Annotated in this window: 13 protein-coding genes and 1 pseudogene; 3 read left to right on the top strand and 11 right to left on the bottom strand. The window is 73.6% G+C overall.

Annotated features, from left to right (window positions below):
• Window positions 1-5 precede the first annotated feature (5 nt).
• Window positions 6-1,157 (bottom strand): acyl-CoA dehydrogenase family protein, encoded by a 1,152-nt coding sequence (locus ABZY13_RS02125; RefSeq protein WP_356626928.1) that lies wholly within the window; start codon window positions 1,155-1,157, stop codon window positions 6-8.
• 81 nt (window positions 1,158-1,238) lie between these two features.
• Between ABZY13_RS02125 and ABZY13_RS02120 the strand changes: the two genes are divergently transcribed.
• On the top strand, window positions 1,239-1,886 hold the full coding sequence (locus ABZY13_RS02120; RefSeq protein WP_356626927.1) for a TetR/AcrR family transcriptional regulator: 648 nt from the start codon (window positions 1,239-1,241) through the stop codon (window positions 1,884-1,886).
• A gap of 24 nt (window positions 1,887-1,910) precedes the next feature.
• Here the strand turns inward: ABZY13_RS02120 and ABZY13_RS02115 are convergent, their stop codons facing one another.
• From ABZY13_RS02115 to ABZY13_RS02070, 10 genes and pseudogenes are all read right to left on the bottom strand, one after another.
• Complete coding sequence (locus tag ABZY13_RS02115) at window positions 1,911-2,996, bottom strand: Zn-dependent alcohol dehydrogenase (RefSeq protein WP_356626926.1); 1,086 nt, start codon at window positions 2,994-2,996, stop codon at window positions 1,911-1,913.
• A gap of 14 nt (window positions 2,997-3,010) precedes the next feature.
• Window positions 3,011-4,399 carry an aldehyde dehydrogenase family protein gene (locus tag ABZY13_RS02110; protein WP_356626925.1) on the bottom strand — a complete coding sequence of 463 codons (1,389 nt, stop codon included), beginning with the start codon at window positions 4,397-4,399 and terminating at the stop codon, window positions 3,011-3,013.
• Window positions 4,400-4,509: 110 nt separating this feature from the next.
• Window positions 4,510-5,844: an ABC transporter ATP-binding protein gene (locus ABZY13_RS02105; RefSeq protein ID WP_356626924.1), complete on the bottom strand. Its 1,335-nt coding sequence runs from the start codon at window positions 5,842-5,844 to the stop codon at window positions 4,510-4,512.
• A 173-nt stretch (window positions 5,845-6,017) separates the two neighbouring features.
• Window positions 6,018-7,097 (bottom strand): class F sortase, encoded by a 1,080-nt coding sequence (locus tag ABZY13_RS02100; protein WP_356626923.1) that lies wholly within the window; start codon window positions 7,095-7,097, stop codon window positions 6,018-6,020.
• A complete protein-coding gene (locus tag ABZY13_RS02095) occupies window positions 7,081-7,653 on the bottom strand; it encodes a hypothetical protein (protein WP_356626922.1) in 573 nt (190 codons plus the stop codon). The genes ABZY13_RS02100 and ABZY13_RS02095 overlap by 17 nt, the downstream gene beginning before the upstream one ends.
• Window positions 7,654-7,760: 107 nt before the next feature.
• The gene (locus ABZY13_RS02090) at window positions 7,761-9,053 is read right to left on the bottom strand and encodes an MFS transporter (protein WP_356626921.1); all 1,293 of its coding nucleotides are present in this window, start codon (window positions 9,051-9,053) and stop codon (window positions 7,761-7,763) included.
• A 203-nt stretch (window positions 9,054-9,256) separates the two neighbouring features.
• On the bottom strand, window positions 9,257-10,648 hold the full coding sequence (locus ABZY13_RS02085) for a citrate:proton symporter (RefSeq protein ID WP_356626920.1): 1,392 nt from the start codon (window positions 10,646-10,648) through the stop codon (window positions 9,257-9,259).
• A gap of 134 nt (window positions 10,649-10,782) precedes the next feature.
• Window positions 10,783-13,034: pseudogene (locus ABZY13_RS02080) on the bottom strand (molybdopterin oxidoreductase family protein).
• 258 nt (window positions 13,035-13,292) lie between these two features.
• Window positions 13,293-13,907 (bottom strand): TetR/AcrR family transcriptional regulator, encoded by a 615-nt coding sequence (locus ABZY13_RS02075; protein ID WP_356626919.1) that lies wholly within the window; start codon window positions 13,905-13,907, stop codon window positions 13,293-13,295.
• A gap of 63 nt (window positions 13,908-13,970) precedes the next feature.
• Window positions 13,971-14,489 carry a hypothetical protein gene (locus tag ABZY13_RS02070; protein WP_356626918.1) on the bottom strand — a complete coding sequence of 173 codons (519 nt, stop codon included), beginning with the start codon at window positions 14,487-14,489 and terminating at the stop codon, window positions 13,971-13,973.
• A 282-nt stretch (window positions 14,490-14,771) separates the two neighbouring features.
• On the opposite strand from ABZY13_RS02070, the gene hmgA reads away from it, so the two are divergent.
• Both hmgA and ABZY13_RS02060 read left to right on the top strand, forming a co-directional pair.
• Window positions 14,772-16,088 (top strand): homogentisate 1,2-dioxygenase, encoded by a 1,317-nt coding sequence (gene hmgA / locus ABZY13_RS02065; protein WP_356626917.1) that lies wholly within the window; start codon window positions 14,772-14,774, stop codon window positions 16,086-16,088.
• A 28-nt stretch (window positions 16,089-16,116) separates the two neighbouring features.
• The gene (locus ABZY13_RS02060; protein ID WP_356626916.1) at window positions 16,117-16,863 is read left to right on the top strand and encodes a GntR family transcriptional regulator; all 747 of its coding nucleotides are present in this window, start codon (window positions 16,117-16,119) and stop codon (window positions 16,861-16,863) included.
• Window positions 16,864-16,868: the final 5 nt, after the last annotated feature.

Here is a 16,868-nt window from a genome sequence, read left to right as displayed (position 1 = left end):
GCCGCTCAGAACGCCGACACCCCGGTCAGGGCCCGCCCGATGAGCAGCTTCTGGATCTGGCTGGTGCCCTCGTAGAGGGTCATCACGCGGGCGTCGCGCAGCAGCTTGCCCGCCGGGTACTCGTCGATGTAGCCGTAGCCGCCGAAGACCTGGACGGCGTTGTTGGCGGCGCGGACGGCGGCCTCGGAGGCGAACAGCTTGGCCTTGGACGCCTCGGTGGCGAACGGCTGCCCGCGGTCGATCAGGTCGGCGACCCGCCAGGTCAGCAGCCGCGCCGCGTCGACGTCCACGGCGATGTCGCTGATCAGCTCCTGGACGAGCTGGTGGTGGGCGATGGTCCGGCCGAACTGCTCGCGCTCCCCCGCGTACCGCACCGCGGCGTCGAGGGCGGCCTGGGCGATGCCGACGCAGCCCGCCGCGACCGACATCCGGCCCTTGGCGAGGGCGGACATGGCGACCGAGAAGCCCTTGCCCTCGGGGCCGAGCAGCGCGGAGGCGGGGACGCGGACGTCCTCCAGCACCAGCTCGGCGGTGGCCTGGCCGCGCAGGCCCAGCTTGCCGTGGACCGTGCGGCGGGTCAGGCCCGGGGTGTCGGCCGGGACCAGGAAGGCGGAGACGCCCTTGTGGCCGGGAGCGTCCGTGGAGCGGGCGAAGAGCAGGACGACGTCGGCCCAGGTGCCGTTGGTGATGAACATCTTGCTGCCGTTGATCACGTAGTCGCCGCCGGCGCGCACCGCGCGGGTGGTGAGGTTCCCGGCGTCGGAGCCGGTGCCCGGCTCGGTCAGACCGAAGCAGCCGACGTAGGCGCCGGAGGTCAGCCCCGGCAGCCAGCGCCGCTTCTGCTCCTCGTCGCCCCAGGCGGCGACGGTCTTGGCGACCAGCCCGAGGGAGACGGAGACGATGCCGCGCACCGAGGAGTCGCCGCGCCCCAGTTCCTCGGTGACCAGGCAGTAGGCGAGGTGGTCGCCGCCCGAGCCGCCGTACTCCTCGTCGACCGTCAGGCCCAGGAAGCCGACCTCGCCGAGCTTCTCGACGATGCCCCGGTCGACCTCCTCGGCGCGGTCCCAGGCGACGACGTGCGGGGCGATCTCACGCTGCACGAAGTCCCGGGCGAGCTGCCGTACGGCGCTCTGTTCCTCGCTGAGCTCCAGGTTCATGACGCGTCACCCCTACTGCCGACCTTCATACCGACTTAAATTAGCACTGCTAGTTTCAAGGTGGTCCCTACTATGTGCGCCATGGCCCGACCGCGCAAGCCCCTGCTGAGCACCGACCGGATCGTCGAGACGGCGCGGGCGCTGGTGGACGCGGAGGGCCTGGCCGCCGTCTCCACCCGACGGCTGGCCGCCGAGCTGGGCGTGAGCGGGCCGTCGCTGTACAACCACTTCCGCACCAAGGACGAGATCCTGGAGGCGGTCGCGGACTCGGTGAGCGCGCAGGTCGACCTGTCGATGTTCGACGACGGCCGGGACTGGCGGACCGCGCTGCACGACTGGGCGGTCTCCTACCGGGCGGCCCTGCGCGACCATCCCAACATCGTCCCGGTCCTGGCCCGCGGCCCCGGCCGCCGCCCGGCCGCGCTGCGCCTGGCCGACGCCGTCTACGGCGCGATGGTCGACGCGGGCTGGCCGCCGGCGCAGGCCACGTCCATCGGCGCGCTGATGCGGTACTTCATCATGGGCTCGGCCCTGGGCTCGTTCGCCGGCGGCTTCGTGAACGACGAGAGCGCCTACGATCCGGCCGACTACCCCCACCTCGGGCAGGCCCATCTGCTCGCCGGTCACCAGGAGAAGATCGACGAGCGCGCTTTCGAGACGGGTCTGCGGGCGCTGCTGGACGGGTTGGCCCAGCAGTACGAGCGGGCGGGGCGGGGCGAGGAGGACTGACGGTCCGCTCGCCCCGCCGGCCGGTCAGAACACCACCAGCGCCCGGCCCCCCTTGCCCGCGAGCATGTTCTCGAAGGCCGCCGGGACGCCCTCCAGGGCGATCCGCTCCGTCACCAGGGCCGTGAGGTCGAGGCGGCCGGAGCGGACGTGCCCGGCGATCACCGGGAGGTCCTCGGCCGGGTCGCAGTTGCCGTACACGCAGCCGGAGAGGGTGCGGCCCCAGTGGAAGATCTCCAGGGCGTTGAAGGTGACCTGCTGGTCCTTGCCGCCGATGCCGACGACCGTGGTCCGGCCGCCGCGCCGCGTGGACTCCCAGGCCGTGCGGATGGTCACCGCGCGGCCCACGCACTCCACGGCGACGTCGACCCCCTGCTTGCCGGTGAGGGCGCGGATCTCGCGGGCGGTGGTGTCGGAGGCGACGACGTAGTCGGTGGCGCCGGCGGCGCGGGCCAGCTCCTCCTTCGCGGGGGAGACGTCCACCGCGACGATCCGCGACGCGCCGGCGATGCGGGCCGACTGGAGGGCGGCCAGGCCCACGCCGCCCACCCCGAAGACGGCGACGGTCTCGCCGGGGCGCACCTTGGCCGAGTGGTGGACGGCGCCGTAGCCGGTGAGCACCGCGCAGCCGAGGAGCGCGGCGTCGGTGAGCGGGACGCCGGCCGGGGCGGGCAGGGCGCAGGAGACGGGGACGACGGTCTCCTCGGCGAACGCGGCCACGTTCAGCCCGGGGTGCAGTTCGGCGCCGTCAGAGCTGCGGCGGGCGTGCACCTCGGCGGCCCCGTTCAGGGCGTTGGCGCACAGCCACACCTCGCCGAGCGCGCAGGCCGGGCAGTCGCCGCAGGAGGGCGCCCAGTTGAGGACGACGCCGTCGCCGGGGGCGAAGCCGGTGACGCCCTCGCCGACGGAGACGACGGTGCCGGCGCCCTCGTGGCCGAGGACGGCGGGGACCGGGAGTCGGAGGGTGCCGTTGGTCAGCGACAGGTCGGAGTGGCACACGCCGGCGGCGGCGAGCCGGACGCGCAGCTTGCCGGGCCCCGGCTCCGGCAGGTCGATGTCGGTGATCTCCAACGGCGCGCCGATGGCGGGCAGTACGGCGGCACGGACGGCCATGTCGGGTGACTCCCTTAGAACTGGAGGGACTTGGTCTGGAGGTACTCGGTCAGTCCGTGGACGCCGAACTCACGGCCGACGCCGGACTGCTTGTAGCCGCCGAACGGGGCGAGCGGGTTGAAGCGCCCGCCGTTGATGTCGACCTGGCCGGCGTCCATACGGCGGGCGAAGGCCACCGCCTGTGCCTCGTCCCCGGCCCAGACGGCGCCCGCGAGCCCGTAGACCGTGCCGTTGGCGATCCGCAGGGCGTCCTCCTCGTCCTCGTACCTCAGCATCGCGAGGACCGGGCCGAAGATCTCCTCCTGGGCGATCGTCATCTCGGGGGTGACGTCCGCGAAGACGGTCGGGCTGACGTAGTAGCCCTTCTCGCGGGGCGCTTCGGGGCCGCCCGCGACCAGCCGGGCGCCCTCCTCGACGCCCTTGTCGATGTAACCGCGCACCGTCTCCTGCTGCTTGGCGTTGACCAGGGGGCCGATGCGCTCGCCGTACTTGGCGGCAGCCGTCGCGGCCAGCTCCACGGCCTCGTCGTACTGGTCGCGGTGGACCAGCATCCGCGTCCAGGCGTTGCACGACTGCCCGGAATTGGACATCACGTTGGCGACGCCGACGTTGACCGCGCGCGCGAGGTCGGCGCCGGGCAGGATGACGTTGGCGGACTTGCCGCCCAGTTCGAGGGCGACCTTCTTCACGGCGGCTCCGGCGAGCGCGCCGATGCGGCGGCCGACGGCCGTGGAGCCGGTGAAGGAGACCATGTCGACGTCCGCGTGCTCGGCGAGCGCCTGGCCGGCCACCGAGCCCCGCCCGGTCACCAGGTTGAACACGCCCGCCGGCACCCCCGCCTCGTGCGTCGCCTCCGCGAAGAGCTGGGCGGTGAGCGGGGTGTCCTCGGCGGGCTTCACGACGATCGTGCAGCCCGCGGCCAGCGCCGGGGCGACCTTGGCGACGATCTGGTGCAGGGGGTAGTTCCACGGGGTGATCGCGGCGACCACACCGACCGGCTCCTGGTAGACGGTGGAGTTGCCGGCCTTCTCCTCGAACGGGTACGTGGCCGCCAGCTCGGCGTAGGACCCGGCCACCGCGATCGGGGTGCCGACGTGCACGGCCCGGGAGAACTTCGGCGGCGAGCCCAGTTCCGCCGTCACCGTCTCGGCGATCTCGTCCGCGCGGGCCACCATGACGTCCCGCAGGGCGGCGATCCGGGCGGCCCGCTCGGCGGGCGGCGTGGCGGACCAGGCGGGCAGGGCCGCGCGGGCGGCCCGTACGGCGGCGTCGACGTCCTCGGCGGCGCCGGCCGGGACCCGCCCGACGATCCGCTCGTCGGCCGGGTTCACCACCTCGATCACGTCCCGGCCGGCGGCCGGGCGCCAGGCGCCGTCGATGTACATGCCGTCATGTGCCTTCATCGCGTTCCCTCCGGGCGGGCCTCGTCGTCCGACCCCAAACTAGCGCCGTTAGTTTTTCGGCACCAGGGGCCGCCTCCATGGCACGCCTCACGCCGCCCGCGGGATACCGCTCACGCCTCCAGGTCGGGCAGCCGCGACGGGGCCGGGCAGATGCGTTCCCCGTCCTGGTCGAAGACGAACATGTGGGCGAGGTCGACCAGGAGGGGGACGTGCATGCCGTGCCGCAGGGCCATGTCCGGGGTGGTGCGGACGATGAGGTCGCCGGGCAGCCGCGGGACGGAGGCGGAGGTCTGGGGGCGCTCCTCGGACGGGCGGTCCAGCACCGCGACGGACCCGGAGCGCAGGGCGCCCGCCTTCTCCCGCAGCCGATCCAGCACCGTGCCGTCACGGCGTCGCCGCCGCGTGGGACGGGACGGGCGCGGGGCCTCCAGCTCCGGCACGACGGCCGGGACGGAGCCGGTGTTGAAGTGGACGAGGTTCTCGTGGCCCTGGTACTCGACGTGCTCGACGAGGCCGTTGATCGGCACCTCGCCGGGGCGGGCGGATTCCGCCTTGCCGATCCGGATGGCCTCCGAGCGCAGCCCCACGATGATCTCGCGGCCCTGCTGGACCCGCAGCAACTGGTGGTCCCGCGACAGCGGTTCGGGCAGCCGCAGGTACTGCTTGCCGAGGGAGATGGTCATCGCCCCGCCGAGCGGCGCGCGCACCATGCCGCGCAGCAGGTTGATGCGCGGGGTGCCGATGAAGGCGGCGACGAAGACGTTGCGGGGCAGCGCGTAGACCATGCGCGGGGTGTCGACCTGCTGGAGCACCCCGCCGCGCATGACGGCGACCCGGTCGCCGAGCGACATGGCCTCGGACTGGTCGTGCGTGACGTACACCGTCGTGACGCCCAGTTCGTGGGTGAGCGCGGAGATCTCGGCGCGCAGGTGGTTGCGCAGCTTGGCGTCGAGGTTGGACAGCGGCTCGTCCATCAGGAAGGCCGACGGGTGCCGGGCGATGGCCCGGCCCATGGCGACGCGCTGGCGTTCGCCGCCGGAGAGCTGGCCCGGGTAGCGGTCGAGGAGGTCCTCGATGCCGAGCATCCGGGCGGTGGCGTCCACCCGGGGCCGCGGGTCGGCGCCCGGGTCCTCGATGCGCAGCGGGAAGCCGATGTTGTCGCGGCTGGACATGCTCGGATAGAGGGCGAAGTTCTGGAACACCATCGCCATGTCCCGTTCGGACGGCGCCTGTCCGTTGGCGAACTCGCCGTCCAGCAGCAGCTCGCCCTCGTCGATCTCCTCCAGCCCGGCGATCATGCGCAGCACGGTGGACTTGCCGCAGCCGGACGGGCCGAGCAGGACGAGGAACTCGCCGGGTGAGATGTCGAGCGATATCCGGTCCACCACGCGAACGCCGCGCGTGTAGGACTTGCTCACGTCGTGCAGGGAGATGGCGCGTGTCATGAGAGGTGCCCCCGTGGGCTCACTGAGCGCTGGTGCTCCGCGGTCGGTTGGCCCCGCACGGTTCGTGCGGGGCCTGTGGGTCACGGAAGTTAACGGAATGTGCCCACCTGGGGGAAGACATCGGGCGGGATCGGGCGCTCCGGATCAGTCGGCGATGAAGCGGACGGTGGAATTCAGCCACGCGCGGGTGCTCGTCCGGGCTCCCGGATCTGGGTGAGATGGGCGAAGACGACCAGGTTTCCGGAGTAGCCGGAACGACGGTCGTAATCGCCGTCGCAGGTGATCAGGCGCAGCTCGGGGCGGCCCCGGTGGCCGTACACCAACTGGGAGGGGAAGTCCTCCTTCGTGTACGACTTCACGGCGTCGACGGTGTAGACGGCGGTCCGTCCGTCGGAACGCCGGGCCTCGATGCTGCGGCCGGGCCTCAGCTCGGCGAGTCCGGCGAAGACGGCGGGGCCCTTCATGGTGTCGAGATGGCCGACGGCGACGGCGGTGCCGTTCTCGCCGGGCGTGGGACCGCCGGTGTACCAGCCGACGAGGTTGGGGTCGTCGTCGGGCGGGGCCGTCATCCGGCGGCGGTCGTCGAGGCCGATGCCGACGACGGGGGCGTCGATGTCGAGGTAGGGGACGGTGAGCCGGGCGGCGCGGGAGGGCGGCAGCGGGCGGGGGGCGGGGCGGGCCGGGGCGCGCGGAACGGCCGCTCCGGTACGGGCGCCCGGGCCCGGGGAGCCTGCCCGGGGACCCCGGCTCCCGGCGCCCGCGTGGGAACCCGGCCCCTCGGCCCCGGGGCGGGCGCCCGGACCGCCGGACTGTGCGTGTGCGCCCGGCCGTCCGGAACCGGGACGAGCCCCCGGACCGCCGGCCTGGGGAGGCGCCCCGGAACCGCCGGACCCGGGACTCGAGCGCGGCCGTCCGGCCCCGGCACGGGAGTCGGGACCGTCGGCCCGGGCGCCCGGACCCCGCTCCGCGGCCCCCATCCGGGCGGCCGGCGACGCGGACGACGCGGGCCCGGAACCGCCCTGCCCGGACGCCACGCCCGGCGGCGAGTCCGGGCGCGCCGTCCGGTCCGGCGCCGAGGCGCCCGCGCGGGCCGCCGCCGGGCCCGGAGCGGCGGTGGCCGCTCCGGGCTCCTCGTCCTGCGCCCACCAGACGCCGCCGACCACCAGACAGAGGGCCAGCAGGGCCGTCCGCGTCAGGCGGTAGGCGCGCGTCCGGCCGCGGGGCCGGCCGCGGTACTCAGGAGGCCGCGCCATGGGAACGGCGACGGGAGCGCAGCCAGACCGCTCCGCCGACCGCCGCCAGCCCGACGCCGGCGGCGCCGGCGACCGGTGTGAAGGCGTCGCCGCGGGCGAGGCCGCCGCCGCCCGCGGGCGGGCCGCCGTTCGGCGGGGCGGAGGGGTCGGTCGGGCAGTCGACCTTGAACACCTTCTGCTTGGCCGCTCCCTGCTGGCCCGCGAAGGTCCAGGTGAGCTTGTACGTGCCGTCGGGCAGCGAGAGGTCCGGCGACCGGCCCGTGCCCGTCACCAGGGTCAGGGCGCCGGTGCGGGTCGCCCCGTTCGGGTCGAGCGGCTGGGTCTGGATGGTCCAGGCGACCTGCTGGATGGTGTCGAAGTTGAAGGCGGCGAGGTAGAACTTGCACACCTTCGGCTCGTTGCGCGGGTCGTCGGCGGGCGTGCCGACCGAGTGGATCTTGATGTCTCCGTTGTCGCCGGGGGCGGCGACGGCCGTGGGGACCGCGACGAACGCGGACCCCGCCACGGCGAGGGCCGCGAGCGTGGCGGCGCGGCGCGTACGGACCGAGGTGGACATGGACATCCCTTCAGTTCAGGCGATTTTCATACAAATCACTCTGCACCTGACTGTGAGTCACCTCGACCCGCGTTGCGCGACAACCGCGCCGGAAGCCCCGTCGGACATCACCCCTTCGGCCCACCGGCCGCCCCGCCCGTACTCCCCCGGAGCCCTCCCGTCCGCACTCCCCCGGAGCCCTCCCCCACGGTCTTCTCCGCGCTCTCCTCCGCAGTCTCCTCCGGTGGCCCGGCGGGCCGCGCGGGCGACCGCAGGGCGGCCCCCGAGGAGAGCAGCAACAGGGCGCCGAGCAGCACGAACGGCGCCGCGACGCCCGCCGCGCCGGCCACCAGACCGGCCGCCGCAGGCGCGGCGACCTGGCCGAGCCGGTTGCCGGTGATCCGCAGCGCGAGGGCGGTGGAGCGGGCGTCCTCCGGGGCCGCCCGGACGACGGTCGTCATGGACAGCGGCTGGCCCACGCCGAGGCAGAACCCGAGGACCGCCAGCAGCACCGCGAGCGCCCACACCGGCACCGGCAGCGCGAGTCCGGCGCACAGCAGCGCGCCCAGCAGACAGCTCGCCGTCAGCAGGGCGGTGCGGCCGAGGAGTCGCAGCAGCGGCGTGAGGGCCAGCCGGCATGCGATGGTGGCTGCCGCCCGCAGGCTCAGCAGCGCTCCGACGACCGCCGGTTCGATGCCGCGGCGCTCGCCGACGACCGGCAGATAGGCGGTGAGGACGTCGGTCGCCGAGAGCACGGAGAGGCTGACGAGGATGCCGCCGGGCACGCCCCGCGCCCGCAGGATGCGCCGTACGGGGACCTGTTCCCCTTGGGGGGTGGGGGACTTGGCCGCCGTACGGTCCTCGACGCGCCACAGCGACGAGCAGGCGACCGCGGCTGTCGCCCCCGCCACGGCCAGCGCGAGGGCGCTGCTGCGGGCCATGTCGTGGCCGCCGGTCAACACGCCCGCGGCGACGGGGCCGACCAGTTGGCCGAGCGAGGCGCCGATGGTGAAGTGGCCGAAGTTGCGGTCCTGTTCGTGCGGCGCGGACTGGCGGGCCACCAGCGACTGGGCGCCGATGACGAAGGCGAGGTGCCCGAGGCCCATCACCCCGCTCCACACGGCCATGGCCCACAGCGAGCCGGCCACGCCGCTGAGCGCGCAGCCTGCGGCGATGAGGACCACGCCGGCCGGCAGCAGTGGCGCGCAGCGGCCGTGATCGGTACGGCGGCCCAGCGGCACCGCGGCGAACAGCGGCAGCAGCGCGTAGACGCCCGCGATGACGCCGATCGCCCGCTCGTCGGCGCCCAGCGCGAGGGCCCGGTAGGAGACGGCGGGCCGGGCCATCGACACCGCCCCCTGCGCGAAGCCGAAGGCGATGACGAGGCGGAGCAGCCAGCCGCGGTTCCCACCGGGCCCCATGGTCGTGTCCTCCCTGCGTGCCGGCCGAAATCTTCGGACGACGCCCCTTTGACGAGCCTTTCGACGGGCCCCTTCGACGAGACCCCTTCGTCGACGTCCTGTGTCGACGTCCGTTCGTCGACGTCTCTTTGTCGACGACTGTCTTTCGCGCCCTGCTTTCGACGCCCTGTCGGTGCCGGTTTCTCGACTTGTCGCCGGATGCCTCAGACGATGCCGAACAGCAGGGCCGCCCCGAGGACCACCAGGCAGGTCAGGGCCGCCCACTTCACGACGAACCGGGTGTGGTCGCCGAACTCCACCTTCGCCATGCCGACCAGGACGTAGACGGCCGGGACGAGCGGGCTGGACATGTGCAGCGGCTGGCCGACGATCGAGGCGCGGGCGATCTCCAGCGGCGAGACCCCGTGCGCGGCGCCCGCCTCGGCGAGCACCGGCAGAACGCCGAAGTAGAAGCCGTCGTTGGACATGAAGTAGGTGAGCGGGAGGCTCAGCAGGCCGGTGACGAGGGCCATGTGCGGGCCCATGCCGGCCGGGATGATGTCGACCAGCCAGGTGGCCATGCCGTCGACCATGCCGGTGCCCTGCAGCACTCCGGTGAAGACGGCGGCGGCGAACACCATGCCGGAGACGTTGAGGACGTTGTCGGCGTGGGCGGCGAGGCGGGCCCTCTGGTCGGGGATGCGCGGGAAGTTGACGGTGAGCGCGAGGGCGGCGCCCAGCAGGAACAGCACCGGGATCGGCAGCCACTCCATGATCATGGCGGTGAGCAGGGTCACCGTGAGCAGCGCGTTGAACCAGTACAGCTTCGGGCGCAGGGTGTCGCGATTCTGGTCCAGGCCCCGGAAGTCGTCGTCCTCGCCACGACCGCCGCTCGGCGCGGGGGACTCGGGCGCGGGGCCGGCAGTCGAGCCGCCGGCGCCGACCAGCACCGTCTCCTGCTCCTCGACCAGCGACTCGTCCAGCGACTCGTCCAGCGTCAGCAGGCCGAGCCGACGGCGCTCGCGCAGGCCGAGGACGTACGACAGGGCGATCACGAACAGCAGGCCGGCGGCGAGGGCCGGGATCATCGGCACGAAGATGTCACCGGCGTCGACCTTGAGGGCGGTGGCGGCACGAGCGGTCGGGCCGCCCCACGGCAGCGTGTTCATCACGCCGTTGGCCATCGCGGCGACGCCGGTCAGCACGACCAGGCTCATCTTCAGGCGCTTGTACAGCGGGTACATCGCCGACACGGTGATCATGAAGGTGGTGGAGCCGTCGCCGTCCAGGGAGACGATCGCGGCCAGCAGGGCCGTGCCGACCACGATCCGCATCGGGTCGGCCCGGCAGAACCGGAGAATGGCCCGCACGATCGGGTCGAACAGCCCCACGTCGATCATCACGCCGAAGTAGACGATCGCGAACATGAGCATCGCCGCGGTGGGGGCGAGGCTGGTGACGCCGTCGATGACGTAGTCGCCCAGCTGCGCGCCCTTGCCGACGAAGACGCAGAAGAGCGCGGGGATGAGCACGAGCGCCGCGATCGGCGACATCTTCTTCATCATGATCAGGACCAGGAAGGTCGCGATCATGGCGAAGCCGAGGAGGGTCAGCATGAGTGGTTACCTAACGTTCGCCCTTGAACTCCCACCTGAGCCGGCGGTGCGTTGGACGTTAGGTCCCGCCAAGCCGCGTCAACAAGACGTCCGCCTGCGAGCAATAAGCGCAAAACTCCAGGTCACCGCTCTGCTCAGGTCAGCGCGGTGTGCTGCTCGGCGGCCGGGACGACCTCGACGGGCACCGCGTTGAGGACGGCGTTGCCGGACAGCGGGTCGAGCAGACTGCCGTCGAGGAGCTGGTTGACGTTGACGCCGGGGTCGGCGGCGGCGTGCCGCATCCGGGTGCCGGGGCGGTCGTGGCCCCAGCCGTGCGGGAGGCTCACCACGCCCCTGCGCACCGTGTCGGTGACCTCGGCGGGGGCGGTCACCGCTCCCCCGGCGCCCTTGACGGTGACGGCGGCCCCGTCGCGGACCCCGAGCCGTGCCGCGTCGTCGGGGTGGATGTGCAGGCTGCAGCGGTTGGTGCCGCCGGTGAGGGCGGGCACGTTGTGCAGCCAGCTGTTGTTGGAGCGCAGATGGCGGCGGCCGACCAGGACGAGTCCGGCGGGGCGTTCGCGCAGGGCCTCGCGCAGGCGGGGCAGGTCGTCGGCGATCGGGCCGGGCAGCAGCTCCACCGTGCCGCTGCGGGTCTTCAGCGGCTGCGGCAGACGGGGCGTCAGGGGTCCGAGGTCGATGCCGTGCGGGTGGGCGAGCAGCCTGGCCAGGGTCAGCCCGTCCGGGCGGGCGCCGAAGCCGTCGCCGTAGGGGCCGAGGCGCAGCATCAGGTCGAGCCGCCGCTCGGGGCCGTCGTCGCCGGTGAGCTGTGCGGCGAGTTCCTTCGGGTCGCGGCCGTGCACCGGGGAGTGGGGTTCGCGGACGGCCTTGGCCAGGGTCTGGTCGACCACCATGGCGTCGACGGCGGCGGGGTCGGCGCCGTGCATGCCGGTGGCGGCGAGGATCAGCCGGGCGAGGATCTCCGTCTCCGGCATCCGGCCGGGCTCCAGGGGGACGGCGGGGCGGGTGTAGCGGGCCTGGTTGCGGACGGCGAGGGTGTTGAAGGCGAAGTCGTAGTGCGCGCTCTGGGCGGGCGGGGGCGGCGGCAGGACGACGTGGGCGTGGCGCGCGGTCTCGTTCAGGTACGGGTCGACGCTCACCATGAACTCCAGCGAGTCCAGGGCCTTGTCGAGGCGGTCGCCGTCGGGGACGGACAGCACCGGGTTGGCGCCGATCGCGACGAGGGCGCGGATCGGCTCGCCGTCACCGGTGACGGTGTCGATCTCCTCGGCGAGCGCGGCGATCGGCAGCTCGGACTTGGCCTCGGGGTGTCGGCGCACGCGGGAGTGCCAGCGCCCGAGGGCGAAGCCGCGGCCGGGTCCGGCGGGGCGGGGGGTGCGGTCGGTGGCGGACTGCGGGAAGAGGGCGCCGCCGGGGCGGTCGAGGTTGCCGGTGAGGATGTTGAGGACGTCCACGAGCCAGCTGGCGAGGGTGCCGTGCGGGACGGTGCAGCTGCCGATGCGTGCGTAGACGGCGGCGGTGGGGGCGGCGGCGAGTTCGCGGGCGAGGGTGCGGATGAGGGCGGCGTCCACGTCGCAGGCGTCCGCGACGACCTCCGGGGTGAACTCGGCGAGGCGGCGCGCAGTTCGGTCAGGTCCTGGACGTGCGGGGCGAGGTGGCCGAGGGCGACGAGGTCCTCCTCGAAGAGGGTCGCGGCCATCGCGGCGAGCAGCAGGGCGTCCGTGCCGGGCCGTACGGCGATGTGGCGGTCGGCGAGGGCGGCGGTGCGGGTGCGGCGCGGGTCGACGACCGTGAGGGCGCCGCCGCGGGCCTTGAGCGCCTTGAGCCGGCCGGGGAAGTCGGGGGCGGTGCACAGACTGCCGTTCGACTCCAGGGGGTTGGCGCCGATCAGGAGCAGATGGTCGGTGCGGTCGAGGTCGGGGACGGGGATCAGGTTGGCGTCGCCGTAGAGCAGGCCGCAGGAGACGTGCTTGGGCATCTGGTCGACCGTGGAGGCGCTGAAGACGCTGCGGGTCCCGAGCCCGCCGATCAGGAGCGGCGGGTAGAGGCCGCCGGCCATGGTGTGCACGTTGGGGTTGCCGAGGACCACGCCGACCGCGTGCGGGCCGTACCGCTCCACGACCGGGCGCAGACCGGCGGCGACCGCGTCGAAGGCCTCCTCCCAGGTGGCCTCGCGCAGCTCGCCGTCCCGGCGCACGAGCGGGGTGCGCAGCCGGTCGGGGTCGGCGTCGACGGCGCCGAAGGAGGCGCCCTTGGGGCAGACGAACCCCCGGCTGAAGACGTCGTCGCGGTCTCCGCGGGCGTGGGTGACGCGGGTCCCCTCGATGGTGAGCGTCAGGCCGCAGGTGGCCTCGCACAGGGGGCAGATGCGCAGGGCGGTGCGGGGCACGGGGTCCTCCCGGAGGGTCGGCGGCGACGGTGACGCACGGGTCGGGGCCGAGCATACCGACCGGTAGGCATGGTGGGGAGGGGGGCGAAGGGGTGGGGTGGTGGGGGGCGTACGGACTCGGGACGGCGGGCGTACGGCCTCGGGGCCTGGGCACGGGATCCGAGGAGGGGGCGGGACGCAGGACCCGAGGCGGGGTGAGGGCCACCCGCCGGCCGCCGCGCCGAAGTGACGACGGGCGCCGCCCCGCCGCGCCGGGGGTCAGTCCAGAACGCGCGCGAGATACGCCCGCAGCATCTCCCGCGTCTCGCCGATGATCTGCGCGTCGCCCTCGGGATCGATCCGGAACGCCAGCTGCACCAGGGCGTCGGCCGTCTCGACGGCGATCAGGAAGGTGCGGCGCAGGGCGTCGTCGGGCTCGCGGCCGATGGGTCCGGCGAGCAGTTCGGTGAGCCGGTCGGCGACCCGGTGGTTGGGCTCGGTCCCGTGGGCGCCGACCGGAATCTGGTTGCCGAAGTCGACCAATGAGAAGCCGGGGGCGGTGCGCTTCATGGCCAGGTACTCGTCCAGTACGGCGTCCATCGCGGCCCGCCAGTCGCCCGGCTCGGCGTCGCGCAGCCGTTCCGTGACGCGCTCGGCGTAGCGGTCCAGGTTGCGCTGGGCGAGGGCGCCGGCCATCTGGCGTTTGTTGCCGAAGAAACGGTAGACCGAGCCGATCGGGACGCCGGCGCGCTCGGCGACCGCACGGGTGCTGAGGTCGTCGTAGCCCACCTCGTCCAAGAGGTCGGCGCAGGCGTCGAGGATCCTGGTCAGCCGTTCGGCGCTGCGGCGCTGGACCGGCGCACGGCGAAGCGTGGGATGGGGCACGGGCTTCATGATGCCTCTCCGCGGCGATCGGGTGAACCACACCCCGGAGTACGCGCCGCGAGAGGCGCACGCTCAGGGCTGGTCCGCTCCCTGCGGCCGCTCCCCCGCGCCCTCGGTGCCGGCCTGCCCTCCGGGGCTCCCCGAGGCCGTGATGTCCGCCGTGGCCTGCACCGGCTCCCCGTCCACGGCCCACGCCCTGCCGTCGTCGGCGTACAGGCGCGCGGTGACCTCGTGGGTGCCGCGCGGGACGAGGGAGGCGGGCAGGCGGTACTCGGGGGTGCGCAGGACGGCGATCTCGCGGCCGTCGAGGTAGAGGCGGGCGACGCCGCGGCCGGGGGCGGCCCGCGACGGCGTGCCGGACGGGGAGAGGCGGAAGTCGCGCAGGGTGAGCCGCACGGCCCAGTCGGCGCCGTCGGGCTGCACCTCGATGCCGACCTCGGGGTCGGCGTCCTCCGCCATCTCGCGGTACGGCCCCGAGGACGGCGGGGGCGACTGGGGCTCCTGGGTATCACCGGCGCCGCAGCCCGCGGATCCGGTCAGCAGCAGGACACAGACGGCGAGCGCGGCGCCGCATCGGCGCGTCCACGACATGTCCGGGAGCCTAGAACACGGGTCCGACACCTCGAATCCCCCTGAAGTCTGGTTCCGGTCGGCCTCGTTGTCGTCCGGTGAGAGGAGGCGCGTGGTACCTGAGCGGCACACGGGGCGCCCTGCGGGGGCGACCCACGGGCAGACCGGGGCGGCCTGCGGGGCGGCCTGCGGGGCGGCCTGCGCCCGGCGCGCCGGCCCGGCTTCGCGCCGACCCCTTGCGTCGCCCGCGATCACAATCCTACGGTGATGCATAGGAATCGGCTTGGCAAGGGAGCAGCGATCATGGGCGCGGACGCGCGGAAGACCGCCGAAGGGCTGGCGTACCTGACGGGATTCGGCAACGAGCACAGCTCCGAGGCCGTCCCGGGGGCGCTGCCACAGGGCCGCAACTCACCCCAGCGCGCGCCGCTCGGGCTGTACGCGGAGCAGCTCAGCGGCACGGCCTTCACCGAGCCCCGGGCGCACAACCGGCGCTCGTGGCTGTACCGCATCCGCCCCTCGGCCGCGCACCCGGCGTTCACCCGGACGCGGAACGGCGCGCTGCGCACGGCCCCGTTCCACCAGACGGCGCCCGACCCGAACCGGCTGCGCTGGAACCCGCTGCCCGCCCCGGAGCCGGGCACGGACTTCCTGGCCGGCCTGTGGACCCTCGGCGGCAACGGCGACGTGGCGGAGCGCACCGGCATGGCCGTGCACCTGTACCACGCGAACGCCTCGATGGAGCGGGTGTTCGGGAACGCGGACGGCGAGCTGCTGATCGTGCCGGAGCGCGGAGGGCTGCTGCTGCGCACCGAGTTCGGGCTGCTGCACGCCGGTCCGGGCGAGGTGGCGCTGATCCCGCGCGGGGTCCGCTTCCGCGTCGAACTGCTCGACGCGACGGCCCGCGGCTACGTCTGCGAGAACTACGGCGCCTTCTTCCGCCTCCCCGACCTCGGCCCGATCGGCGCGAACGGCCTCGCCAACCCGCGGGACTTCCGCGCGCCGGTGGCCGCGTACGAGGACGTCGAGGGACCGGTCGAGGTGATCAACAAGTTCTGCGGCAACCTCTGGTCGGCCACCTACGACCACTCGCCCCTCGACGTCGTCGCCTGGCACGGAAACCATGTGCCCTACGTCTACGACCTGCGCAGTTTCAATGTGCTGGGCACCATTTCGTACGACCACCCGGATCCGTCGATCTTCACGGTGCTGACGTCCCCGTCGGACGCGCCCGGTCTGGCCAACGCCGACTTCGTGGTCTTCGCGCCGCGCTGGCTGGTGGGCGAGGACACCTTCCGGCCGCCGTACTTCCACCGCAACGTGATGAGCGAGTACATGGGCCTGATCGAGGGCGCCTACGACGCGAAGGCGGAGGGCTTCGTGCCGGGCGGCGGCTCGCTGCACAACATGATGTCGGCGCACGGACCCGACCGGGAGACGTTCGACCGGGCGAGCGCCGCGGAGCTGCGTCCGCAGAAGGTGGACGACGGGCTGGCGTTCATGTTCGAGACCCGCCGGCCGGTGACCCTGACGCCGCAGGCGGCCGGTGCGGAGCACCTGCAGTCGCGCTACGACGACGTGTGGCTCGGCCTGGAGCGGCACTTCCGCCCCTTGCACTGAAACATCCCCTGCCGGTACGGATGGCCCCGTGACCTCCTTCGCCCCGGACTCGATCGTCCTGAACCGCAAGCTGCCGCTCTGGTACCAGGTGTCGCAGTCGCTGCGCGCCTCGATACTCGGACGCTCGCCCAGGGACCCGCTGCGCCTGCCCACCGAGGAACAGCTCGCCGGCCACTACGGCGTGTCCGTGCTGACGATGCGGCAGGCGCTGAAGGAGCTGGAGGACGAAGGGCTCATCACCCGGCACCGGCGGCGCGGCACGTTCATCGAGCCGGACGCCCTGCGGGGCGCGCCGGTACGGCTGCTCGGCTCGGTGGACGCGATCGTCGCCCAGCAGTCCGGCATGACGACGAAGCTGCTGGGCCACGGCCGGACGCCGGTGCCGGCCGAACTGGCCGACACCTTCCCCGATCTGGCCGAGGTGGCCAGGTACCACCGGCTGCGCAGCGACGAGAAGACCGGCGAGCCGACCAACCACGCCGTCAACTACGTCCGCCCGGAACTGGCGGCCCGCATCGACCTGGACGACCTGGCGCGCTGGCCGATGACCAAGGTGCTGCGGGACGTGGTGGGCGCGGACATCAGCCGCATCACGGACACGGTGGAGGCCCGCCTCGCGGACCCGGAGACGGCCCGCCTCCTCCAGGTCCCGCTGCTGAGCCCGATCCTGCACTACACGGGCGTCACCCACGACAGCACGGGCCGCGCCCTGGACGTGGCCGTCATCCACTACCGCGGCGACCGCTTCTCCTTCACGGTCACCCTCGACGCGTAGGTCTC

It is taken from the genome of Streptomyces sp. NPDC006610, from assembly GCF_040611575.1.
Classification (GTDB): Bacteria; Actinomycetota; Actinomycetes; order Streptomycetales; family Streptomycetaceae; genus Streptomyces.
This window is presented reverse-complemented; position numbering and strand designations above follow the sequence as displayed.

Bases quoted from the DNA above. Each gene is read 5' to 3' on its own strand.
- ABZY13_RS02105 (WP_356626924.1), bottom strand. From the start codon at position 5,844: ATGACACGCGCCATCTCCCTGCACGACGTGAGCAAGTCCTACACGCGC.
- ABZY13_RS02085 (WP_356626920.1), bottom strand. From the start codon at position 10,648: ATGCTGACCCTCCTCGGCTTCGCCATGATCGCGACCTTCCTGGTCCTG.
- ABZY13_RS02095 (WP_356626922.1), bottom strand. From the start codon at position 7,653: ATGTCCACCTCGGTCCGTACGCGCCGCGCCGCCACGCTCGCGGCCCTC.
- ABZY13_RS02110 (WP_356626925.1), bottom strand. From the start codon at position 4,399: ATGAAGGCACATGACGGCATGTACATCGACGGCGCCTGGCGCCCGGCC.
- hmgA (WP_356626917.1), top strand. From the start codon at position 14,772: ATGGGCGCGGACGCGCGGAAGACCGCCGAAGGGCTGGCGTACCTGACG.
- ABZY13_RS02070 (WP_356626918.1), bottom strand. From the start codon at position 14,489: ATGTCGTGGACGCGCCGATGCGGCGCCGCGCTCGCCGTCTGTGTCCTG.
- ABZY13_RS02125 (WP_356626928.1), bottom strand. From the start codon at position 1,157: ATGAACCTGGAGCTCAGCGAGGAACAGAGCGCCGTACGGCAGCTCGCC.
- ABZY13_RS02115 (WP_356626926.1), bottom strand. From the start codon at position 2,996: ATGGCCGTCCGTGCCGCCGTACTGCCCGCCATCGGCGCGCCGTTGGAG.
- ABZY13_RS02100 (WP_356626923.1), bottom strand. From the start codon at position 7,097: ATGGCGCGGCCTCCTGAGTACCGCGGCCGGCCCCGCGGCCGGACGCGC.
- ABZY13_RS02075 (WP_356626919.1), bottom strand. From the start codon at position 13,907: ATGAAGCCCGTGCCCCATCCCACGCTTCGCCGTGCGCCGGTCCAGCGC.
- ABZY13_RS02090 (WP_356626921.1), bottom strand. From the start codon at position 9,053: ATGGGGCCCGGTGGGAACCGCGGCTGGCTGCTCCGCCTCGTCATCGCC.
- ABZY13_RS02120 (WP_356626927.1), top strand. From the start codon at position 1,239: ATGGCCCGACCGCGCAAGCCCCTGCTGAGCACCGACCGGATCGTCGAG.